Genomic DNA, 20,823 nt, shown 5'->3' on the forward strand with positions numbered 1-20,823 from the left:
CTGGATCCCTGCTCCAGCCTGTAATTATTATTTAACTTTTGCTTATTGGGCATTTAATTCCGCAATTTTGATAATTACTTCTGTCGCCTTAACCATGGATTCAACTGCCACGAATTCAAAGCGTCCGTGCATGTTTTCGCCACCGGCAAAGATATTTGGGGTTGGAATCCCCATGAAGGAAATCTTCGAACCGTCGGTTCCACCACGGATAGGCACAATGTTAACAGGAATATCTAAAGCTTCCATGGCTGCTTGGGCTAGGTCAACCGGTGTCATATCCTTTTCAATGATTTCAGCCATGTTGTAATATTGGTCTTTCATTTCCAATGTGATAGGTGGTTCAGCATATTCTTTGTTGATGTTAGCAACGATTTCTTCCACCTTGGCTTTACGCTTTTCAAAAAGATCACGGTTGAAGTCACGAATAATTAGCACTAATTCTGCTTCATCGACCGTCCCTTCTACACTTAAGACATGATAGAAACCTTCGCGGCCAGAAGTTTGCTCTGGTACTTCTGCTTGTGGAAGATCAGACATGAAGAGATTCATAATGGTTGTGGCATTAATCATTTTGCCTTTAGCAGTTCCTGGGTGTATATTTTTACCACGAATTTTCAATACTGCTTGAGCCGCGTTAAAGGATTCATATTCTAACTCGCCAACCGGTCCGCCATCCATGGTATAAGCAAAGTCTGTCGCAAAACCTTCTGCATCAAAGTGATCTGCTCCACGTCCAATTTCTTCATCCGGACCAAAGGCTACACGGATTTTACCGTGTTTGATTTCTGGATGTTGGATTAAGTACTCCATAGCGGTCACAATCTCAGCAATACCGGACTTATCATCAGCCCCTAACAGAGTAGTTCCATCAGTGGTAATGAGGGTTTGACCTTTATAAGGTGGTAGGTTAGGAAATTCACTGACCCTCATTACCCAATCTTCACTCAAGTGCAGATCTTTACCGTCGTAGTTTTCAAAGACTTGTGGCTGCACATTTTCAGAATTAAAGTCGGCTGTATCTACGTGAGCAATAAAACCAATGCTGGCTACTTCTTTATCAGTATTAGCCGGTAAAGTAGCTGTGACAAAGGCATTTTCAGGATTTAACACCACTTCTTCCATACCGATTGCTTTTAATTCATCGACCAAAAGATTTAAGAGGTCAAATTGAATGTCAGTCGATGGAATGGTGGTTGAATTCTCATCCGAGCGAGTATTAATCTTAGCGTAACGAATTAAACGTTCTTTAGTTTTTTCAAATAAGTCCATAATCATTCTCCTTTTTATTCATAAGTAAAGGGATCAGTGGAAACTGTGGAAGCAATCACTTCAAGATCCCAACCCTTTTGTTCGATAGCTTCTTTTATTCTGGCCACTTCGACCTCAATAAATAAATGCTCAATATAATGACTGGCATCAATAGTCATAAAGGGCTTTTCATATAGATCATGCCCTGTGTGGAAGCTGATATCTCCGGTAATAAAGACATCGGCTTGGACCTTTTCGACCTGGTCCATAAAGCTGGCTCCGGCTCCGCCTACAATAGCAACTCGTTGATAAGTGGCTTGCGGGACTTTTTCAATCACTGTTAAAGCAGGTCGTTTGAAGACTTGCTTGACATAGGCAAAGAGTTCATGGCGCGTTAGAGCTCGAGGCAAGTTGCCTATCCGGCCAATCGCTACCTGTCCTTCTTCTAGATCGATTAAGGGTTTAATATCAGTTAACTTCATAGCTTGAGCCAAAATATCATTCATGCCACCAGGGGCGGCGTCATAATTGGTGTGCATGGCAAAGACATTGATACCTGCTTGAATGGCTCTTTGATACATTTTTATCTGGGGCTTAGACTGGTCGAAACGCTCGATTGCTTTGAAGAGGGGCGGATGGTGTAAAATCAAGCTATCTACATCTTCTTCAATAGCCTCTTCAACCACTTGTGGTCGCATATCCAAAGCGACCATCACCTTTTTAATCGCTTGTTCAGGATGGCCAAAGTGTAAGCCGACCTTATCCCACTCTTCAGCATAAGCCGCAGGATATTTTTGATCGAGATAAGCCATTAACTCTTTAAAAAAGAGCTTTGTCATAGTCTACCACCTCCTCTATTTTATCTATTTCGGCTTGAATAATGTCTACCTTATTTTTGCGGTCTTGGGCCATTTGCTCATATTCTACTCCATGAAACAACTGATTAAGAATAAAATGGTGGTGGTTTAATTCATTATGCCAGTAATCTTCAAAGATTGGCCCCCTTTGAGTCAAATGTATGGGACCAAACATGATTTCTTTATCAGTGTAAATTGCTTTTTCTGCTTGCTTTTGAGCAACCATTACTTCATAAAATTGCCCCTTTTCATCAATAAAGCATTCGTTAAGAATATGGTAATAATGATCTTGTAACCAGGCTCTGACTTTGGCAACTGCTGTGTTAGCTTGTAAGACTAAGAGTTTTGGTAATTTTCCCGCATGATAACCTGCTTCTAAGATGGAGACAATCAAACCACCTCCCATACCACAGATAGCTGCTGTATTAATGGCATCACTGGCTTCAACTGCCGCAAAGCCATCGCCAAGACGGACGATGATTTTATCTTGCAATTGACTTTCATTGACTTGTTTCACAGCCGATAAATAAGGTCCTTCCACTACCTCACCTGCCACTGCAAATTCTATCTGTTTGTTTTTAAGTAAATTACATGGTAAATAAGCGTGATCACTACCGATATCTGCCAACCGAATCGGCGCTTGACCATATTGAACGATATATTGCGCAACTTTTTCCAGTCGTTGAGATAGTCTTTCGATATTCATCCGATACTCCCTTTCATAAGTCTATTATATACTAGAAAAGCATTTTTGAGACTACCTATTTTTTATCTGTAGATGATTTTGGCTAAATCATTATAGTTATCGACCACATAATTGGCCGGTAAGTGGGACTGTTTGTTTTCATTCAAATGATTAAACCAAACACAATCAAGCCCTGCGTTTAAGGCGCCTTGAATATCAGCACTCAAGGAGTCGCCAATAACGAGTGTCCTTTTAGAATTGAATTCTCTTATATTTTCAGCGACATAATCGAAAAAGCCTTTAGAAGGCTTCACATGACCAATCTCTTCTGAAATAAAAATTGCTTCAAAATAAGGATTCAACTTTGCATGTTCTAAGCGCGCCCTTTGAATAGCAGAAATACCGTTGGAAATGGCAAACAGACGCTTCCCCTCCTTAAGACAAGCTTCGAGGAAGCTTCTTGCACCTTCAATTAGCTGGGCTTGTCTGCCTATACACTTTTGATAGGCTTGAGCCAATTCTACCCCATCCCGCTGATGACCAAAGTGATCAAATAATAAGGCAAAACGACTAGAAATTAATGTTTGCCGATCAATTAACCCTAACTCTAACTTGTCCCATAAAGAATGATTGAGCAAAACATAGTAGTCAATAAAACGAGGAATATCGTGCTGGGGAACCCCTTCTTGGCTTAAGAATTCAAGTAAGGCTTGGTCTTGGGCTTGATTAAAATTAAATAAGGTGTTATCTAAATCAAATAATAATAATTGATAAGTCAATTGATCCTTCCTTCCATTCTTAAAGTCACTATTATGCGCTTATTATAAACCAATTTGTCGATAATATATAGCTTACTTAAGTAAATATTTAATAAATTTTTATTATTCAGCTAGACGCACTCAATCATAAAAAAAGCCGGAAAGCTATTAAAGCTTCCGGGTCATCTGTTTAAAGTTCCTTTTTTAAAAGTCAACTTGATCAGGGTCGCTTTGTGTTTTCACCCCCTCTAATTGATCCAACTTTTTGCGGTCTTCTGCTTCTAGCTCAAAATCAAAAATGTCTAGGTTCGATTCAATATTAGCCGGTGTTTTTGATTTGGGTAAGGGCAGAAAGCCTTTATCAAGCGACCATCTTAGGGCAACTTGCGCAACACTTTTCTTATGTTTTTTTGCTATTTCTTCGACTGGCACTTGCTCAAAAAGACTACCACTTCCTAGCGGACTATAGGCTTCTAGAACCATATCATGTTGTTGGCAAAAATTAACTAAATTCTCTTGCGTAGTTCCCGGAGCGAGTAAGACTTGGTTAACCATGGGCTTTATCTTGACAGAGGCTAGTAAAGCAGCTAAGTGATGAACCATGAAATTGGACACCCCAATGGCTTTTAGTTTTCCATCTTGATATAATTCTTCCATCAACTGCCAAACTTCTTGATTAGCTTGCATCCATGCCTTGTCCTTGCGTAAGTGAACGGGATTAGGCCAGTGAATTAACAAAAGGTCTAAATAATCTACTTGCAACTTTTGCATGGATTCTTCCACCGCTTGCTTGGCTAGACTGTAGGAATGCTTGTCATTCCAAATTTTAGTAGTTAGAAAGATCTCTTCACGTGGAATACCTGAATCTTTAATGGCTCGACCGACACTGGCTTCATTGCCATAGACTTGAGCAGTATCAATGTGACGATAGCCTACCTTTAAGGCATGAAGGACACTTTGATAGGCTTCTTCACCTTCTTTTAACTTCCAAGTACCAAAACCAATTTTAGGAATCTTGACACCGTTCTTTAATAAATAACTTTCCATTAATCTTCCCCCTTTTGCCTACCTTAAGTATAAAACGATTAAAGCGCTTTCGCAAGTAAAGGCTTAAACACGAAAAACTCCTTCCGCTCATTTAAGCGTATGAAGGAGTTTTTCTTGTCTTATTCTATTCGATAAAGTCTTTTAATTGTTTAGACCGACTAGGATGGCGTAATTTTCTCAAAGCTTTAGCTTCGATTTGACGAATACGCTCACGCGTTACACCAAAAACCTTACCGACTTGTTCAAGGGTGCGAATATTGCCATCATCCAAGCCGAAGCGTAAGCGTAGAACATTTTCTTCACGGTCAGTTAAGGTATCCAACACATCCTCTAACTGTTCCCTTAAGAGGGCTGAAGCCGTATGATCTTCTGGACTTAAGGCGCCTTCGTCTTCAATAAAATCACCTAAGTGCGAATCGTCCTCTTCACCAATGGGGGTTTCCAAGGAGACCGGTTCTTGAGCAATTTTTAAGATATCACGTACTTTTTCAGTCGGTAAATCCATTTCTGCTCCGATTTCTTCAGGCGTCGGTTCTCTACCCAGGTCTTGTAACAATTGTCTTTGGACTCTTACTAATTTGTTGATGGTTTCCACCATATGAACCGGGATACGAATGGTTCGCGCCTGGTCGGCAATGGCTCGTGTGATGGCTTGACGAATCCACCAAGTAGCGTAAGTTGAGAATTTGAACCCTTTAGTATGGTCAAACTTTTCAACCGCCTTCATCAAGCCCATATTCCCTTCTTGAATGAGGTCTAAGAAGGACATACCACGACCCACATAACGCTTAGCAATCGATACTACTAAACGAAGGTTGGCTTCAGCCAATTCTTGCTTAGCTAATTCATCGCCTTCTAAGATACGCTTGGCCAATTCGACCTCTTCATCTGCATTTAATAGATCGACACGACCAATTTCTTTTAAATACATACGAACAGGATCTGCTACCTTTATTTTTGAAGCGGCTGCTTTTTGGGCGGCTGTTAGGACTTCTTCTGGTTTAACGTCTTCTGCTCTAACCATTTGTTGCTTGGTTGGTCCACCATCATCACCTACTACCGCAATCCCTTGGTCTTCCACCTTTTGAATGAGCTTATCAATACCATTGGCATCTAATTTATATGGAATGGCTAATTGATTGCTCAAGTCATCATAGTGAACTTGACCGAGAATTTTCTTTTCTTTTATCAGCTTTTCAGTGGCCTGGTCTAAAGTCAGCTTTAATTCATTTTTACTTGCTTTATTGTCTTTCTTTTCTTTTGCCATAAAGTAAGCCCCCTATTCTTTTGTCTTTAATTTTCTTTGCAACACCATTAAGCGATTAATCACCTCAGTTGCCTTATTGGCTTCTTGCTGTTGGTGATATTGTTTAAATTGGGTCTTTAATTCTTCTATTTCTTGTTCTAAAAAGGCGATTTGGATAGTATTTAAACAGTCGGTCATCGCTTGATCTTGATAACCAATCGGTTCAAAATCCCACATTACATTCGTTAAAAGACTATTGACTTGAACCTCTTCAATATTACCAACTATTCCTGTTAAAGGCAATTTGTTGCCTTGATAATAGTAATCCGTCAAGGCTAGAAAGGCCTTTTGTGAAAAGTCATGGTAGAGAAATGGCAGCTCATTTAATTTTTCTAAATAATTCCAAGCCTCTTGATAGTACATTAAAAAGCCTAACCATAATTTTTCACTTTGAAAGGCTTTAAAAGAATCTACTTTTAAGGCCTGCTGATCACTTTGTAATTGCGGAGGTGGTTGATGATGGTTGATAGCTGGTTGCTTTTTACCAGTCTTTCTTTGACCTCCACTCAAGCGCAACATTCGCTCTTGCAAGAAGCTTTCTGCTATTTGAAATTCTTCAGCAAGTTCCACCAGATACAATTGTTTCTCGACGGGTGATTGGATTTTGTTTAAATCAACTAATAAACGGTCGATATATTCCGCCACAGCAGCTTTATCATCCATTTGAAAGAATTGCTTGTGATAATTTTTGAAAAAATTAAAGGAAGTTTGTGCTTGGTTTAAAAGTGTTTGGAAGGATTCTTTTCCCCTGGCTTTCAACCACTCATCAGGGTCCATCCCTCTAGGTAAAAGGATTGATTTAAATTGGGCTTTGGGAAAATCTTTTCCCAATTCAAAGGCTTTAGCTGTAGCTTTTTGCCCTGCTTCATCGCCATCAAATACAAAGAGAATTTCATTGGCTAATTTGGTCAAATAAGACAAGTGATCATGGGTCAAGCTAGTCCCCATGGTAGCTACCGCCTGTTCGAATCCTGCTTCGTAAAGTGCAATCACATCCATAAAACCTTCACAAACTATAATTTGTTTTAACTTGCGAATGGCTGGTCGTGCCAAATCAAGATTATAAACCAGCTGACTCTTATGAAAAATAGTGGTTTCAGGCGAGTTAACATACTTACTCTTGCGAGAGTCCCCTGCTTGATAGAGGCGTCCAGAAAAGGCTAAAACCTTTCCTTGATTCGATCTCAAAGGGAAGATAATCCGTCCACGAAAGCGGTCGATAATGGCTAGACTATTTTCAGCTTGGTAAAAAATACCCGAAGTCAGTAATTCTTCTTCAGTGAAAGACTGATCCTTTAAATAAGTCCATAAGAGCTCAGAATTATCAGGCGCTAACCCTAAAGCAAAGGCGTCAATCGTTTCCTTCTTTAAGCCACGATCGCTTAAATAAGCATAAGCTTGATTACCATTTTCTGTAGCAGTTAAAAAGTAATGATAGAATTGACTAGCTTTTTCATAGATCGCATACAATTGTTTATCTTGATGAGGAATTGGACTATAATCATCTTCAGCTAATAAACTTGAATCCAAAGGGTAGTCTGCAAACTCTGCCACCTTAATAACCGCTTGTTTAAAGGGTAGCGATTCAATTTCCTGGATAAAACCAAAGACATTGCCCGCTCTACCACAAGAGAAGCATTTGAAGATTTGCTTTTCGGTATGAATGGAAAAGGATGGGTTATTGTCTTCATGAAAAGGGCAAGAGGCAGAGTAGCCTGGACCCCTTTTAGTCAGTTGCACATATTGACTGACAACGTCTTCGATTTTAACCGACTGCCTGATAGCATCAATCACCTCATTCGGTATATAGGCCATGGCCTGCCTCCTCTAATAAAATTTCAAGCTTGTTTTAAACAGCTTTAGTAATTGGCTTTTTAGCTTTCCACAGTAGGAAGGCACCCATCATAAATTGAATCACAATTACAAACAAGCCTTTGAGCGAATCGCCCGTTAGTTGGGTAATAATTCCCAGAATGGTGGTACCTAAAACTGATGAAAATTTACCGAAAATATTATAAATACCAAAAAGCTGGTTATTTTTCTCCAGTGGAATAATAGAACCAAAATAAGAACGACTAAGAGATTGAATCCCACCTTGAGCTGAACCTACTAAGATAGCGATGATCATAAAATCCACAAAAGAGGATAAGGATAGGGCCATTAAACAAATTAGAATGTAGGTCCCAATACCTGTAAAAAGCATAGTGCGCCTTCCCCAGCGTTTGGCTAAGATGCCATAAATAATCGAGCACGGAAAGGCAACGATTTGAACCACTAACAACATCAATATTAACTGAGTAGCTGTTAAGCCCTGGTCACTTCCGATGGAGGTAGCCATTTTGATAATCGTTCCTACCCCGTCTATGTAGAAGAAATAGCCGATTAAGAAATAAACAATCACCTTGTCTTTGGTTAGTTCCGTTAGAGTTTCTTTGAGAGAAGCTAAAGTTGAAGCGATAATATGGGGCTGCTTTGGTTGGTCCATATAGACCTGGTCGACATTTTTCCAATAAGGAATGGTAAAAACAAACCACCAAACAGCCGTTAAAAGAAAACCGATATTAACCACTACACCCTCTTTTAACCCACCTGAAAATTGTAAAAGCATAAAAATTAAGAAAGGAATCACACTTCCGATATAACCAAAACCAAAACCGGCTGAGGACACTAAGTCCAAACGGTCGCGACTGGTGACATCCATCAAGGAAGCATCATAAAAAATATTAGCAGTCGAAAAACCGACAGCTGAAAAGCCATAAAGTACCAATAGCCACTGCCAAGAAACTTGACCAATCAAAATCATCGATAGCACTGAGAAAACACCTAAGAGCGTAGCAGTGGTAAATAATTTTTTACGGTAACCAGGAAAATCTGCTAAAGTCCCTAAAAAAGGAGCCATCATAGCGACAGCGATCGTCCCGATAGCATTGGTATAACCAAGATAGGCTGTTGAATTAGCATCAGAGACCCCCGCATTGGTGGCAATACTCTTATAAAATATAGGGAATAAAGCGGTGGTGATCATTAAAGAATAGGCAGAATTGGCCCAGTCTTGTAGAATCCAAGAAAATTCCTTCTTGGTATAAGTAGAACATAGCTTTTTCACTTTATTGACTCCTATTCATCCATTAATAAACTTTCAAACAAGTCTAAAATATCTTCGCGACCTTCTCCGGTTACCGATGAAAAAGTGAAAAGCGCATCGGTTGTTGGTAAATTTAAACTTTTCTTATAGAGGGATAAATGTTTATTCCATTGGCTTTTTTTGATTTTGTCCGCCTTGGTCAAACAAATGGCAAAAGGAATGTCTAATTCTTCGGCAAATTGATACATTGCTTTGTCTAATTGAGTGGGCTCGTGACGAATATCCATCAAGAGGATTAATAAACGAAGATTTCTTCTTTGCCGTAGAAAATTCAAATTCATCTTGGCCCAATTTTTACGATTTAGCTTGGAGACCCGAGCGTATCCATAACCGGGCACATCCACGACACGAAAAGCAGCGTCGTTTACCGAATAAAAGTTTAAAGTTTGGGTCTTACCAGGCTGTCCAGAGGTCCGGGCCAACTTATTACGTTGGAGGACCTTGTTAATAAAACTGGATTTGCCAACATTTGACCGCCCGGCAAGGGCAATCTCAGGCACTTCATCTTGTGGCGCTTGGGACTCTTGAACAGCTGAAATTACAAATTTTGCTTCTTTAATGTGCATTCGTCTACCCCATTTTTTATTTGCTTATCTTGCGATTACTCTTATTATAATAAGTGGCGCGACTTTTGCCCAATACCGTGTCTTTTGTGACCTTGATGCGTGAAACATCTTCTCTTTGTGGTACTTCAAACATAATATCTAACATAGTGTTTTCTAAGATTGACCTTAAACCACGCGCTCCAGTGTCGCGAATAATAGCCTGGTGAGCAATTTCTTCCAGGGCCGCTTCTTCAAACTCTAGTTTGACATCTTCCATTTCTAAAAGACGTTGGTATTGTTTAACCAAAGCGTTCTTAGGTTGGGTTAAGATACTGACTAAATCTTCTTGTGATAATTGATCCAAGACCGTTAAGATGGGCAATCGTCCAATGAATTCGGGAATTAAGCCGAATTTAAGCAAGTCTTCTGAACTGGCTAATTGCATGATATTCTCATCACTATGTTGTCGGTGAGTATCCGTACCAAAACCAATTACTTTAGAGCCTAAACGTTCTTTAATCGTAGTTTCAATGCCAGCAAAGGCTCCACCTACAATAAAGAGAATTTGCGAGGTGTCGATTTGAATATAATCTTGGTTAGGGTGCTTACGCCCTCCCTTAGGTGGGATATTGGCTACCGTTCCTTCTAAAATTTTAAGTAGAGCTTGTTGGACACCTTCACCTGAAACATCACGGGTAATCGAGGTGTTTTCAGATTTTCGTGCAATCTTATCGATTTCATCCACATAAATAATCCCTTTTTGAGCACGTTCAATATCATAATCAGCAGCTTGTACTAATTTCAGTAAGATATTTTCAACGTCTTCCCCCACATAGCCTGCTTCGGTTAGGGTGGTAGCGTCCGCTATGGCAAAAGGAACATTTATAATGCGAGCCAAGCTCTGGGCTAAGTAGGTTTTACCCGAACCGGTCGGACCGATAATACAGATATTAGACTTTTGCAATTCGACATCATCGTCATCAACGGCTTTAAAGTTGATGCGCTTATAATGATTATAAACTGCCACGGCTAAAGATTTCTTAGCTTGATCTTGGCCAATCACATATTGGTTTAGTTGATCAACAATCTCTTGCGGTTTTAACACTTTAACTGGTTCTTGCTCTTTTTCAAAGCGCATCTCTTCTTGAATGATTGATTGGCATAAATCAACACATTCGTTACAGATGAAAACATCTGGTCCAGCAATAATCTTATCGACTTCATCTTGTGATTTACCACAAAACGAGCAGTAATAATCATTGATATTTGTAGTCTTTCCCATGTTTCCTCCTTTTTGGTCTTACTTACTTAAATAAGACTAAAAAGGGATGCAAAAGTCACTTTAAAATCAGACTGTTGCGATCCCTCTTTTGTTATTTCTTCTATTTTAGTATCCTATTTTTCTTCAACAGAGTCAACAATTAAGCTCATGGCTTTCTTCAAGCGAATATCAGACTTCAACATATCTTCAGTCACATATTGTTTCACTTGATCAGTTGGCATTCCGTATTGACTGGCTAATAATTCAATTTCCTTATTAACTTCTTCTTCATTGACATCAATCTTTTCTTTTGCAACGATTGCTTCTAAGACTAAGTTCGTTTTAGTTCTTAGGTCTGCTTCTTCTGCAAACTGTTCATGGAGATCTTCACGAGTGCTACCAGAAATTTGGTAATAGAGATCTTCGTTAATTCCTTGACGCTTCAAGTTGTTTAAGAAGTGATCCATTTGACGGTGGATTTCTTCGTGAACCATTGCTTCAGGCATTTCGACGATTTCAGCATTTTCAACCGCTTGACGTAATGCTAAATCTTCAATGACCTCTTTAGCTTGCTTTTCTTTTTCTTCTTCTAATTGAACACGTACTTTATTACGCAATTCGTCCAAGCTTTCTACTTCGTCATCTGCATCTTTAGCAAATTCATCATCGAATTCTGGTAATTCTTTTGCTTTTACTTCGTGAACACGCACTTTGAACATAGCGTCTTGACCAGCCAGTTCCTCCGCATGGTATTCTTCAGGAAAAGTAACTTTAACTTCTACATCATCACCAGGTTTAGCACCTACTAGTTGATCTTCAAAGCCAGGAATGAATGAATTGGAACCTAATTCTAAGGAATGGTTTTCACCTTTACCCCCTTCGAATGGTTCCCCGTCGCGGAAACCTTCATAGTCGATTACGACAGTATCGCCTTCAACCGCTGCATCTTCTTTAACAACTAATTCTGCTAATTGTTGACGCTTTTCTTCTAAGTGCTTTTCTACATCTTCATCGCTTACCTGGCGGTCTTGTTTTTCTACTGTTAAGCCCTTGTATTCACCTAATTTAACTTCTGGTTTTAAGGTAACTTTGGCAGTAATAACCCATGGCTTCCCTTTTTCCATTGATTCAATATCAATTTCAGGTTGAGTAACCGCTTCAATCTCTGCTTCTTCCACAGCTTGTTGATAGGCGCCTGGGATTAATTGGTTTAATACTTCTTCATATAATGAAGCTTCACCATAAACATTGTTGAAGATTTGACGTGGTACTTTCCCTTTACGAAATCCAGGTACAGAGATATTTTTACGTACTTTATTGTAAGCTTTATCTAAGCCTTTGTTGATATCTTCTACTGGAATTTCAAATGTTAAAACTCCTTCATTGATAGAGCTTTTTTCAAATTTAGTTGTCATAATTATTCTTCCTCCAAGACTAGTATATAATTTACATACCCATACATTTTAACGAAATTCCCTGCTTTTGTAAACACCAAATCAATATTACCAATAAAGTCTAATAAAATTCATTTTTTGTTGTTAGACTAGGTCTTAGAATAAGTCTGAATTGAAACTAGGTATCTGACTAAAAATTCGCTATAATAAGACTTATTGAGGAGTGAGTCCATGTTTAATTATCCTGCAGGACAAGGTCCGCGTTTTAAATTTAAAAGGAAAGAAATAACATCAAAACAAAAAACACAATACGGTAGTCGAGGGATGTCCTTTGAAGAAATGATCAATCAGAGTAATGCTTATTATTTAAACCGGCAACTGGCGGTCATTCATAAAAAGCCAACACCAGTGCAGATTGTCAAAGTCGATTACCCCAAACGATCAGCCGCCCGTATTACTGAAGCCTATTTTCGTCAGGCCTCTACCACTGACTATAATGGTGTCTATCTGGGCAGGTATATTGACTTTGAGACTAAGGAAACGCGTAACAAGACCTCTTTCCCTTTATCCAATTTACATGACCATCAAATCGAACATATGAAGCTTTGCTTCCAGCAAGGAGGCATCGTCTTTTTGTTGATCTACTTTAGGGTACACGATGCAATCTATCTGATTCCCTATCCCCTGCTAGAAAATTTCTTGCAAAAAAACCAAAAGCAAAGCATCCCTTATAGTTTTATTCAAGCCCATGCTTATGCTTGTCCCCAAGGCAAATTTCCTATTTCAGTCGATTATTTAAGTGCCTTGGATGCCTACTTAGAAGAAGTCAAATAAAAAGTCTCTAATAGAAACGAGGAATAAATATGGTGACAGGAAGTCGCGTAGAAAGAAAAAAATATCATCAACAACATCCCCCTAAGAGATCAAAAACAAATTTCATGACCTGGTTCAAGCGCATTGTCATAATAGGCCTGTCTTTAGGTCTACTTACTTTAATAGCTGGTGCTGGTCTCTTTACTTATTATGCCATGTCAGCCCCTGAGATTGACCAAGACGATTTAACTGGTCAAGTCTCTTCTAAAGTCTTTGATAATAGAGGTAATTTGGTCAAAACCCTAGGTGGTAAGAACCGCGATCTAATGACAGCCGATCAAGTCCCTGAAGTCTTAAAACAAGCGGTCTTAGCCATTGAAGATGCGCGCTTTATGGAACACAAAGGAGTTGACCCTATCCGAATTGTAGGGGCGGCCATAGCCAACCTTAGAGCGGGTGACATTCGCCAAGGTGGTTCTACCATTACTCAACAGTTGGTCAAATTATCGGTTTTTTCCACTAAATTTGAAGATCAAACCTTAGAAAGAAAGGCCCAAGAAGCTTGGTTGTCCTTGAAGTTGGAGCAAGAATATTCCAAAGAAGAAATCCTCTCTCTCTATCTCAATAAATTGTTTTATTCTAACAATGTTTATGGGGCTAAAACAGCTGCTCGGTCTTTCTTTGATAAAGACTTAAAAGATCTGACTCTAGCAGAAGCTGCTCTTTTGGCTGGATTACCGCAAGCCCCTACGCAGTATGATCCCTATCTTTATCCTGAAGTCGCCCAAGAGCGTCGGGATACCGTCTTACAGGTCATGCTCAAACGTCAAATGATTAGTCAAGCTCAATATGATGAAGCTGTGGCTATTCCAGTGGCTTCCATGCTGTCTCCTTTAAATGATGACACCCTTAGTGAAATGGACTTAATAGTCGATGCCTATATCGATGTCGTCGCTCAAGAAGTTCAAGATAAAATGAACTTAAATGTCTATACGGATGGTCTAGAAATTTACACCAATCTCGATATAGACGCTCAAAAATATCTCTATCAAACGGTTCAAGATGCTAATGGCAATCTCTTCCCTAATGATGAAATGCAAACAGCTGTTTCTATCATCAATGTCGATAATGGACAGCTCACCGCCCTATCCGGTGGACGTAACCAAGAAGTAGCTATGGGACTTAACCGCACAGCCACCCTTAACCGCAGTATCGGTTCCACTATGAAACCGTTAGCCGATTATGGACCAGCGATTGAATACCTCAATTATTCAACTGGCCAAACGGTCGTTGATGAACCTTACACTTATACCTCGGGGGATGAAATTTATAATTATGATAGAGACTACAAGGGAAAACAAACACTTAGAGAAGCCTTAGTAGGTTCACGTAATATCCCGGCCTTGAAACTCTTACAAGAAGTGGGCTTAGACAAGTCTTATTCCTTCCTACAAAAGATGGATATAAATATTAAGAACAATAACCAACGCGAATTAGTCGAATCCAATGCCATTGGGGGTGAAATGACGCCCATTCAATTATCGGCTGCCTATGCGACTATTGCTAATTATGGTCACTATCATAAACCCTATACCGTTAACAAAGTCGTTACTCAAGCAGGAACCATTCAAGAATTTCAAGCGGAAAGTCGTCAAGCTATGAAAGACTCTACTGCTTATATGTTAGTGGATATCTTAAAGGGTGTTCCTGGAACCTTTGCTGAAAAAGCAGGCGTCAATGGTCTCTACCATGCTGGTAAGACCGGAACAACCAACTATTCCGACCAACAAAGAACGGAAATTGGTATTGATCCACAAAGTTTTGCTGCACCCGATGCTTGGTATGCTGGTTTTACACCGCAATATGCCATTGCCACTTGGGTGGGCTATGATGATCCTTATAAGGCTGGTAATCAATTGAGCTATCAGGATTCACTTATCCCACAGCTGATTTACAGCCAGATGATTCAATATCTGATGCAAGAAGTCCCGATAGCTGATTGGCAAAAACCAGACTCGGTCGAAGTAGCTGAAATTGAAAAATATACCCAGCCACTGCAAAAACCAAGTCCCCAAACACCTGCCAATATGCGGTCAAATGAACTCTTTGTAAAAGGTAGTCAACCGACCCAGATTTCACCTGTTTATAAAGTATTAGCTTCACCAAGTGGTTTCGATGCGGAGTACAATGAAGAGACTGAAGAAATTGAAGCCAAGTGGGAACCATTAACCATTCAAGCTAGCTTTGAGTTAAGACTGAATGGTGAAATCGTCTATTCAGGAACAGATACTGAATTTAAAGTTCCAGCACCTGCTCCTGGCTATTATGAATTGGGCTTACGCATTGTCGATGGCCATTCTGCCTCTGATCAATTAATTATTACCTTTGATTTATCTGTCGAAGAAACGACTACTAGTGAAGAAACTACCTTAGAAATTAGCGAAACGACTCTGGCTCCAGATCCTAATCCATCTGATCCAGAAGACAAACTGAATACTGTCGAAAGTATTGGCGGACCTTAGAAATTTAGGCTCCTATTCAAAAGCTTCATCCTCCCTATATAGGAAGATGAAGCTTTTATTTGTACAAAATAAAGCCTAGCTGTTCGATAAATCTCACCGATCAGCTAGGCAGGTTCTTTAGTCCTTGTTATGCCATTTTAAAATGGGTATTTTAAATTTGGATGTTTGATTGGGTTTTTCTGATTGAATACTTTGATTACGGTGGTTGTATTGCTTGCTTGCCACTATAGCCTCATCTACAGTATGAATGTTTTGTTCTTGCCAATTCAGCAGTATGCGGTCAATATACTTTAGATTAAAGACTTGACGAATAGACGCTTCTTTAAGTGCTTGATAGACTAGATCTGGCTGATAACCATCCTTTTGAATCCATTGGTAGAGCGTTTCTAATTCTACACTTGAAAGTGAACGGCCGAATGCTTCTTCAAAGACTTGAATCAATTGTCCGGCCTTAACTTTCTGGTCAGCTTGAACTTGTTTATTGGACAGAGCTTCTGTCTGACTTGTTTTTTGGTCAGCCACTAATTGATCTAACTTATCAAACAAGGGACGCAAGGTATAATGGTCCGTTTGTTTACCCTCTTCATCTGGTACTAATTCAATATTAAGATAGTTCTTATCTAACAAGGAATTGAGTGTTTCGTAGAGAAGGTCACTCTCCCAAGCAAATTGATTGGATAAGTTTATAATAGTATCTGCAGATTGGGACTGATTAATTTGCTTCAAGAGATAAGTAATAAATAAAAATTCATTTGAATTAAGGCCTAGTTGACCAAAGTGATCAATCAAAAGATTCGGTACCATGGTGTAACCCGTTTTCATCCAATCATAAACTGAGTTTGCCATTGGTCCAACTCCTTACTTTTTATGGGTAGAGACGGTTTAACAAACGTGGGAATGGCGATGTTTCACGGATATGTTCAATACCAGAAATCCAAGCAACAGCTCTTTCAAGACCTAAACCAAAACCAGAACAGGGTACATTACCATATTTTCTTAGATCGAGATACCAGGCATAAACGGCTGGATCTAAATTAAAGGCCTTAATATTCTCTGCTAAAGTCTCATAATCGTCGATCCTTTGTGAACCACCAATAATCTCGCCATAACCTTCTGGCGCTATCATATCGGCACATAAAACGGTTTCTGGGTTGTCAGGGTTGACTTTCATATAGAAAGGTTTGATAGAGCGTGGCCAGTTGACAATGAAGACTGGTTGTTCATGTTGGTTAGCAATAAAAGTCTCGTGTGGTGAACCGAAATCATCGCCCCACTCAATATCATCAAAACCATTATCTTTTAATAATTGAACGGCCTCAGTGTATTCAATACGTGGATAAGGAACTTGAGTATACTTTTCAAGCACATCAATATCACGCCCTAGTGTTTCCAAGGCCATGCTGCAGTTGTCAATCGTATTACGTACCAAGTAAGCCACATATTCTTCTTGGACTTTTAAGCTTTGTTCGTGGTCGGTAAAGGCCATTTCAGGCTCCATCATCCAGAACTCAATCAGGTGACGGCGAGTTTTAGATTTTTCCGCTCTAAAAGTTGGTCCGAATGAGAAGACTTTACCAAAGGACATAGCGGCTGCTTCCATATATAATTGACCAGATTGAGAAAGATAAGCATCTTCTTCAAAATACTTAGTGTGGAACAGTTCAGTGGTTCCTTCCGGTGCTGACCCAGTTAGAACGGGTGGGTCAATCTTAATGAAGCCACGGTCATTATAGAATTCATAAGTTGCACGGATAATTTCGTTACGAATTTGCATAATGGCATGCTGGCGACTAGAACGCAACCATAAATGACGGTGATCCATTAAAAAGTCTGTCCCGTGTTCTTTAGGTGTAATTGGATAGTCATGACTTTCGCCGATCACTTCCACTGAATGAACTAAAAGTTCATAGCCTAAAGCAGAACGGTCGTCAGCTTGAACAGTTCCGATTAGTTTTAGACTTGATTCCTGCCCCAAGCTCTTAACAGTATCGAATACTTCATCTCCCACTTCAGCTTTTAAGACGATTCCTTGGAAGTAAGTCTTGCCGTCACGTAGTTGTAAAAAGGCAATTTTACCGGAAGAGCGTTTGTTTGTTAACCAAGCGTTAATTTGTACTTTTTGGTTTAAGTGTGATGCCGCTTGGTTCATTGTGATAGTTTCCATTTATTTTCCTCCTACTTATATGTTTGATATGGTTTGAATCCACTTGCCGGTCTTGGCAGAGAGTAGAAAATAAGTGATGGTGTTGTTGTCATTCTTTAAAGTCATTTCCCAGACAGGTTCCGATTGATAAAGACCTAAGCGAGCTTGCATAATCTTTGGCTCTTCAATTTGGCTAGCTGTCACGGATTTTGCTTCTTCTTCAGTAAATAATTCGTTCACTGAATAGTAATGAATGTCTCCACCTTCTCGTTCAATAATAGCATAGTGTTGCTGATTATTCTCGTCAAAAAAATCAAGAGCAAAGGTTGCTTGATCAATGGTGGTCCAATAAAAATTATTAACCTTTTCTACCGCATAATCATATGTCACTAAAGCGATTGCTTCTTCTTGAGCCAAGTTGTAAGCTGTCTGACTTTTCATAAAAACAGCTAATAAGGCTATCATGATTGACAAGGTGATGAATGTCAAGATTGAAACTGTCCGTTTACTCATAAGTTTCTATGCTTCCCCTCTAAAATATTCTATTCCTTATTGTAAATTAAATTCTACCAGATGTTCAAGCTTCTGTCTGATTTCTTTAGAATAATATTTGGTAAAGACACGATCGTCTAACAAACAGAAATTTTGACAGTTAAAGTGGCGGTCTAAATAGTCGAAAGCAATGGCAAAATCGACTAGCATTCGATCGATTAATAAGTGATCAAAGATTAGTTCGAACGGCAGATTCAAGTGGTCTGCTAATGCTAAAATATAAGCATCTTCTAACGATCTAAAAGGTAAGCGTAGCCAGAATATATGGCAAGGTCGCTTATCTAACAGCCAGTTTTCATTTAAGAGCGACTGCCATTGAATGACTAAAATGGTATCACAATCATCCATAGCCAACCGTCTGATTTTATTTAAGGATCCAGATACATGTTGACCCAACAATCGAACTTGTTCTTGATCTTTTAACTTGCCTTTTATTTGGCGATAAACATCAATAGCTTGCTGGCGATTGTTTACAATAATCAGACTTAAGGGTGGCAGCTGATCAACTTCAATGCTTTCAAGCAAGTTTTCACCGATTAAGCGACCTTGCTCTTGATTTCTTTGAGAATCTTGACTTTTTTTAGCAATCCAATCGAATGGTACGTCAATGACTAACTTTTCCATTGGTTGTGGTAATTGCAAGTAGTTGTATAGATCGAGTCCTAACTGATAATAACTCCCGCTATTTAAGCGAAAATGCAGATCCCCTGGACTAAAGAGTAAGACTTGTTGAAAGCTTTCAAAGGCATGTTGATATTCTTGAACTAAACGAATGGGTTTCCATGTCAGTTGGAATTGATAATAACGATCTTCTATTTGGCTGACACGAATAGTTAAATAACCTTCGGACTGACTAATTTTAGCTTGAAAGTTATCTAAATTATTTAAAAAGGCCTGTAGGTGCAGCATTTTTATCTTAAGATGATGTGGCTTGCTTGCTAAAAGATCTTTTAATGCTTGTTCTTGAAGCAGTGTTTTTAAAGCCTTATGCATTTGCTGTTGAATGCTTAAGATAGCTCGAGTAGTTGACAAGGACACCTTGACTTCTCTGCTGGACTCCCGCTCAACCGCTCGGAAGTGGTGATTTTGAATTTCACTTTCTAAAAGATTCAATACTTGCCGGATTAGATTAATTAAATGATCCATTCTTAAGATTGAAGCTTGAATAGCAGCATGCGTTCGATCCTGATGATATAAGATATCCAAGACTTGTTGGCACAAAATTAAGAGTTGACTATAAGCCAACTGTATTTGGTGGAAAAAGGACAATTGTCTGCTTAATAGACTGAGATTATCACACACTAGGAGCTGCTGTTTACTAAAACTGCCCTCTTGACTCGCTTCTTCCATCAAATAGCTGGTTTGAGTCAGTACTACTGCTTGTTTATCATGATTGGATAAAGCTTTTTGGTAAAAATAGGAGGCTCGATAATTCGGATAAAGCCCATGATTAAAGCGATTAATTTGATCGCTAATCTTCAATTCTTGGTTCATTTCCATCAGTAAGCCTGTTTGGGTCTCTTCTAGCCAGACTAAGGTTGAAGCAATCACTAAAATTTCTTGCTGATTTAATTGAGAAATCACCACTTGATCAAGGTAGCGTTTAAAATGATCTAAATGTAAATATTGACTCGGTCTCAATAAGTAAGAAAAAGGGATTTCTTCTTGCTTGAAGAAAGTAGCCCATTCTTCGAGAGCCGATTGACTAGAAACAGCTAATACCAGCGAAGACTTATTTTTAGCTAAAACTTCAAGCAACCAATATTTTACCACTAGTGGATCAATTGGCCGCCATTGTCCTTCTACTACTAATCGATTGGTAGTCTGCATTTTTTCTAACAACCAATTAATTTGAGCTTTTGCTTTCGTACTTAGAAGATTTTCTTGATCAAATGGTGGTTTTTTATCTAATTGAGTGTCTGCTGCTTGATTGAGTATGAATTGCTGCGGTTGTTGAAAGAAAATAATTTCCTGCTTATCTAAAGCCTGAGCTAAATCCAATAAGAGGGTTTGTGTTTTACTAGGCAGTTGCATCCACTTGCTAGCCATCGCATTTAATATTTTTGCGGTTATTTTGGCATCTGCTAAAGCTTGATGCGCCTGGTTAAAGGGAATGTCTAAATAGAAGCTTAAATCTGTTAAATTGAATCCTGTGGCCTGAGGGAAGATAATTTTAGCTAACTTGACGGAATCGATGGCCAAAGGGTTAAAATCATAGCCACACGCTTGGAAATGGTGTTGCATAAAGGTCAAGTCATGGTTGAGATTATGCGCTACAAAAAGACAACCTTCTAAACGCTTGAACCATAAGTTTGCAACTGATTCAAAAAGAGGTGCTTGATCAACCTCTTCTTGTGAGATACCGGTTAATTGTTGGATGTTTTGTGGGACCTCACGTTCAGGATTAATCAGCATTTCATATTGACCAATGATTTGACCTTGATCAATAAGAACCGCCCCAATTTGAATAATTCGGTCTCCACTGTCTAGACGTGGTCCGGTTGATTCGAGGTCGACGATGGCATATTTCATGAAGTCCCTCCTCTC

Annotated in this window: 17 protein-coding genes; 2 read left to right on the forward strand and 15 right to left on the reverse strand. The window is 39.2% G+C overall.

The annotated features are described in order from the left end of the window. Nucleotides 1-42: 42 nt before the first annotated feature. The 11 genes from pepT to tig form a co-directional block, all read right to left on the reverse strand. Nucleotides 43-1,269, reverse strand: coding sequence for a peptidase T (gene pepT, locus ACQV2O_RS01380; protein ID WP_428873639.1), 1,227 nt, complete (start codon nucleotides 1,267-1,269; stop codon nucleotides 43-45). Nucleotides 1,270-1,283: 14 nt separating this feature from the next. Beyond that, nucleotides 1,284-2,087 (reverse strand): Nif3-like dinuclear metal center hexameric protein, encoded by an 804-nt coding sequence (locus ACQV2O_RS01385; protein ID WP_428873638.1) that lies wholly within the window; start codon nucleotides 2,085-2,087, stop codon nucleotides 1,284-1,286. After that, nucleotides 2,068-2,811 carry a tRNA (adenine(22)-N(1))-methyltransferase gene (locus ACQV2O_RS01390; RefSeq protein WP_428873637.1) on the reverse strand — a complete coding sequence of 248 codons (744 nt, stop codon included), beginning with the start codon at nucleotides 2,809-2,811 and terminating at the stop codon, nucleotides 2,068-2,070. Before ACQV2O_RS01390 ends, ACQV2O_RS01385 begins: the two co-directional genes overlap by 20 nt. A 62-nt stretch (nucleotides 2,812-2,873) precedes the next feature. After that, nucleotides 2,874-3,569 carry a YjjG family noncanonical pyrimidine nucleotidase gene (locus ACQV2O_RS01395; protein ID WP_428874776.1) on the reverse strand — a complete coding sequence of 232 codons (696 nt, stop codon included), beginning with the start codon at nucleotides 3,567-3,569 and terminating at the stop codon, nucleotides 2,874-2,876. Nucleotides 3,570-3,752: 183 nt separating this feature from the next. After that, on the reverse strand, nucleotides 3,753-4,595 hold the full coding sequence (locus tag ACQV2O_RS01400; protein ID WP_428874777.1) for an aldo/keto reductase: 843 nt from the start codon (nucleotides 4,593-4,595) through the stop codon (nucleotides 3,753-3,755). Between the two features lie 124 nt (nucleotides 4,596-4,719). Next, a complete protein-coding gene (rpoD, locus tag ACQV2O_RS01405; RefSeq protein WP_428873634.1) occupies nucleotides 4,720-5,862 on the reverse strand; it encodes an RNA polymerase sigma factor RpoD in 1,143 nt (380 codons plus the stop codon). A gap of 12 nt (nucleotides 5,863-5,874) precedes the next feature. Next, the gene (dnaG, locus tag ACQV2O_RS01410) at nucleotides 5,875-7,716 is read right to left on the reverse strand and encodes a DNA primase (RefSeq protein ID WP_428874778.1); all 1,842 of its coding nucleotides are present in this window, start codon (nucleotides 7,714-7,716) and stop codon (nucleotides 5,875-5,877) included. A gap of 34 nt (nucleotides 7,717-7,750) precedes the next feature. Then, entirely contained in the window at nucleotides 7,751-9,007 is a 1,257-nt protein-coding gene (locus ACQV2O_RS01415) for an MFS transporter (RefSeq protein WP_428873632.1), read from the reverse strand. An 11-nt stretch (nucleotides 9,008-9,018) separates the two neighbouring features. Beyond that, the gene (gene yihA, locus ACQV2O_RS01420) at nucleotides 9,019-9,612 is read right to left on the reverse strand and encodes a ribosome biogenesis GTP-binding protein YihA/YsxC (RefSeq protein ID WP_428873631.1); all 594 of its coding nucleotides are present in this window, start codon (nucleotides 9,610-9,612) and stop codon (nucleotides 9,019-9,021) included. Between the two features lie 16 nt (nucleotides 9,613-9,628). Next, a complete protein-coding gene (gene clpX / locus ACQV2O_RS01425; RefSeq protein ID WP_428874779.1) occupies nucleotides 9,629-10,873 on the reverse strand; it encodes an ATP-dependent Clp protease ATP-binding subunit ClpX in 1,245 nt (414 codons plus the stop codon). Between the two features lie 113 nt (nucleotides 10,874-10,986). Next, the gene (tig, locus tag ACQV2O_RS01430; RefSeq protein ID WP_428874781.1) at nucleotides 10,987-12,267 is read right to left on the reverse strand and encodes a trigger factor; all 1,281 of its coding nucleotides are present in this window, start codon (nucleotides 12,265-12,267) and stop codon (nucleotides 10,987-10,989) included. A 210-nt stretch (nucleotides 12,268-12,477) separates the two neighbouring features. Between tig and recU the strand changes: the two genes are divergently transcribed. Continuing rightward, entirely contained in the window at nucleotides 12,478-13,080 is a 603-nt protein-coding gene (gene recU / locus ACQV2O_RS01435; protein WP_428873701.1) for a Holliday junction resolvase RecU, read from the forward strand. A 29-nt stretch (nucleotides 13,081-13,109) separates the two neighbouring features. Next, entirely contained in the window at nucleotides 13,110-15,581 is a 2,472-nt protein-coding gene (locus ACQV2O_RS01440; RefSeq protein ID WP_428874783.1) for a transglycosylase domain-containing protein, read from the forward strand. A gap of 117 nt (nucleotides 15,582-15,698) precedes the next feature. On the opposite strand, the gene ACQV2O_RS01445 is transcribed toward ACQV2O_RS01440, so the two are convergent. From ACQV2O_RS01445 to ACQV2O_RS01460, 4 genes are read right to left on the reverse strand one after another with little or no spacing between them, the layout of a single operon-like run. Then, complete coding sequence (locus ACQV2O_RS01445; RefSeq protein WP_428873703.1) at nucleotides 15,699-16,427, reverse strand: DnaD domain-containing protein; 729 nt, start codon at nucleotides 16,425-16,427, stop codon at nucleotides 15,699-15,701. 19 nt (nucleotides 16,428-16,446) lie between these two features. Next, nucleotides 16,447-17,745, reverse strand: coding sequence for an asparagine--tRNA ligase (gene asnS / locus ACQV2O_RS01450; RefSeq protein WP_428874784.1), 1,299 nt, complete (start codon nucleotides 17,743-17,745; stop codon nucleotides 16,447-16,449). A 15-nt stretch (nucleotides 17,746-17,760) separates the two neighbouring features. Beyond that, nucleotides 17,761-18,237, reverse strand: a complete 477-nt coding sequence (locus ACQV2O_RS01455) for a hypothetical protein (protein WP_428873705.1) — start codon at nucleotides 18,235-18,237, stop codon at nucleotides 17,761-17,763. A gap of 36 nt (nucleotides 18,238-18,273) precedes the next feature. Then, complete coding sequence (locus ACQV2O_RS01460) at nucleotides 18,274-20,808, reverse strand: 3'-5' exonuclease (protein ID WP_428874785.1); 2,535 nt, start codon at nucleotides 20,806-20,808, stop codon at nucleotides 18,274-18,276. Nucleotides 20,809-20,823: the final 15 nt, after the last annotated feature.

This window comes from Facklamia sp. P13055, assembly GCF_050409445.1.
Lineage (GTDB): Bacteria > Bacillota > Bacilli > Lactobacillales > Aerococcaceae > Facklamia.

Coding starts and splice junctions, on each gene's coding strand:
- pepT (WP_428873639.1), bottom strand. CDS start 1,269: ATGGACTTATTTGAAAAAACTAAAGAACGTTTAATTCGTTACGCTAAG.
- ACQV2O_RS01385 (WP_428873638.1), bottom strand. CDS start 2,087: ATGACAAAGCTCTTTTTTAAAGAGTTAATGGCTTATCTCGATCAAAAA.
- ACQV2O_RS01390 (WP_428873637.1), bottom strand. CDS start 2,811: ATGAATATCGAAAGACTATCTCAACGACTGGAAAAAGTTGCGCAATAT.
- ACQV2O_RS01400 (WP_428874777.1), bottom strand. CDS start 4,595: ATGGAAAGTTATTTATTAAAGAACGGTGTCAAGATTCCTAAAATTGGT.
- rpoD (WP_428873634.1), bottom strand. CDS start 5,862: ATGGCAAAAGAAAAGAAAGACAATAAAGCAAGTAAAAATGAATTAAAG.
- dnaG (WP_428874778.1), bottom strand. CDS start 7,716: ATGGCCTATATACCGAATGAGGTGATTGATGCTATCAGGCAGTCGGTT.
- yihA (WP_428873631.1), bottom strand. CDS start 9,612: ATGCACATTAAAGAAGCAAAATTTGTAATTTCAGCTGTTCAAGAGTCC.
- clpX (WP_428874779.1), bottom strand. CDS start 10,873: ATGGGAAAGACTACAAATATCAATGATTATTACTGCTCGTTTTGTGGT.
- tig (WP_428874781.1), bottom strand. CDS start 12,267: ATGACAACTAAATTTGAAAAAAGCTCTATCAATGAAGGAGTTTTAACA.
- recU (WP_428873701.1), top strand. CDS start 12,478: ATGTTTAATTATCCTGCAGGACAAGGTCCGCGTTTTAAATTTAAAAGG.
- ACQV2O_RS01440 (WP_428874783.1), top strand. CDS start 13,110: ATGGTGACAGGAAGTCGCGTAGAAAGAAAAAAATATCATCAACAACAT.
- ACQV2O_RS01445 (WP_428873703.1), bottom strand. CDS start 16,427: ATGGCAAACTCAGTTTATGATTGGATGAAAACGGGTTACACCATGGTA.
- asnS (WP_428874784.1), bottom strand. CDS start 17,745: ATGGAAACTATCACAATGAACCAAGCGGCATCACACTTAAACCAAAAA.
- ACQV2O_RS01455 (WP_428873705.1), bottom strand. CDS start 18,237: ATGAGTAAACGGACAGTTTCAATCTTGACATTCATCACCTTGTCAATC.
- ACQV2O_RS01460 (WP_428874785.1), bottom strand. CDS start 20,808: ATGAAATATGCCATCGTCGACCTCGAATCAACCGGACCACGTCTAGAC.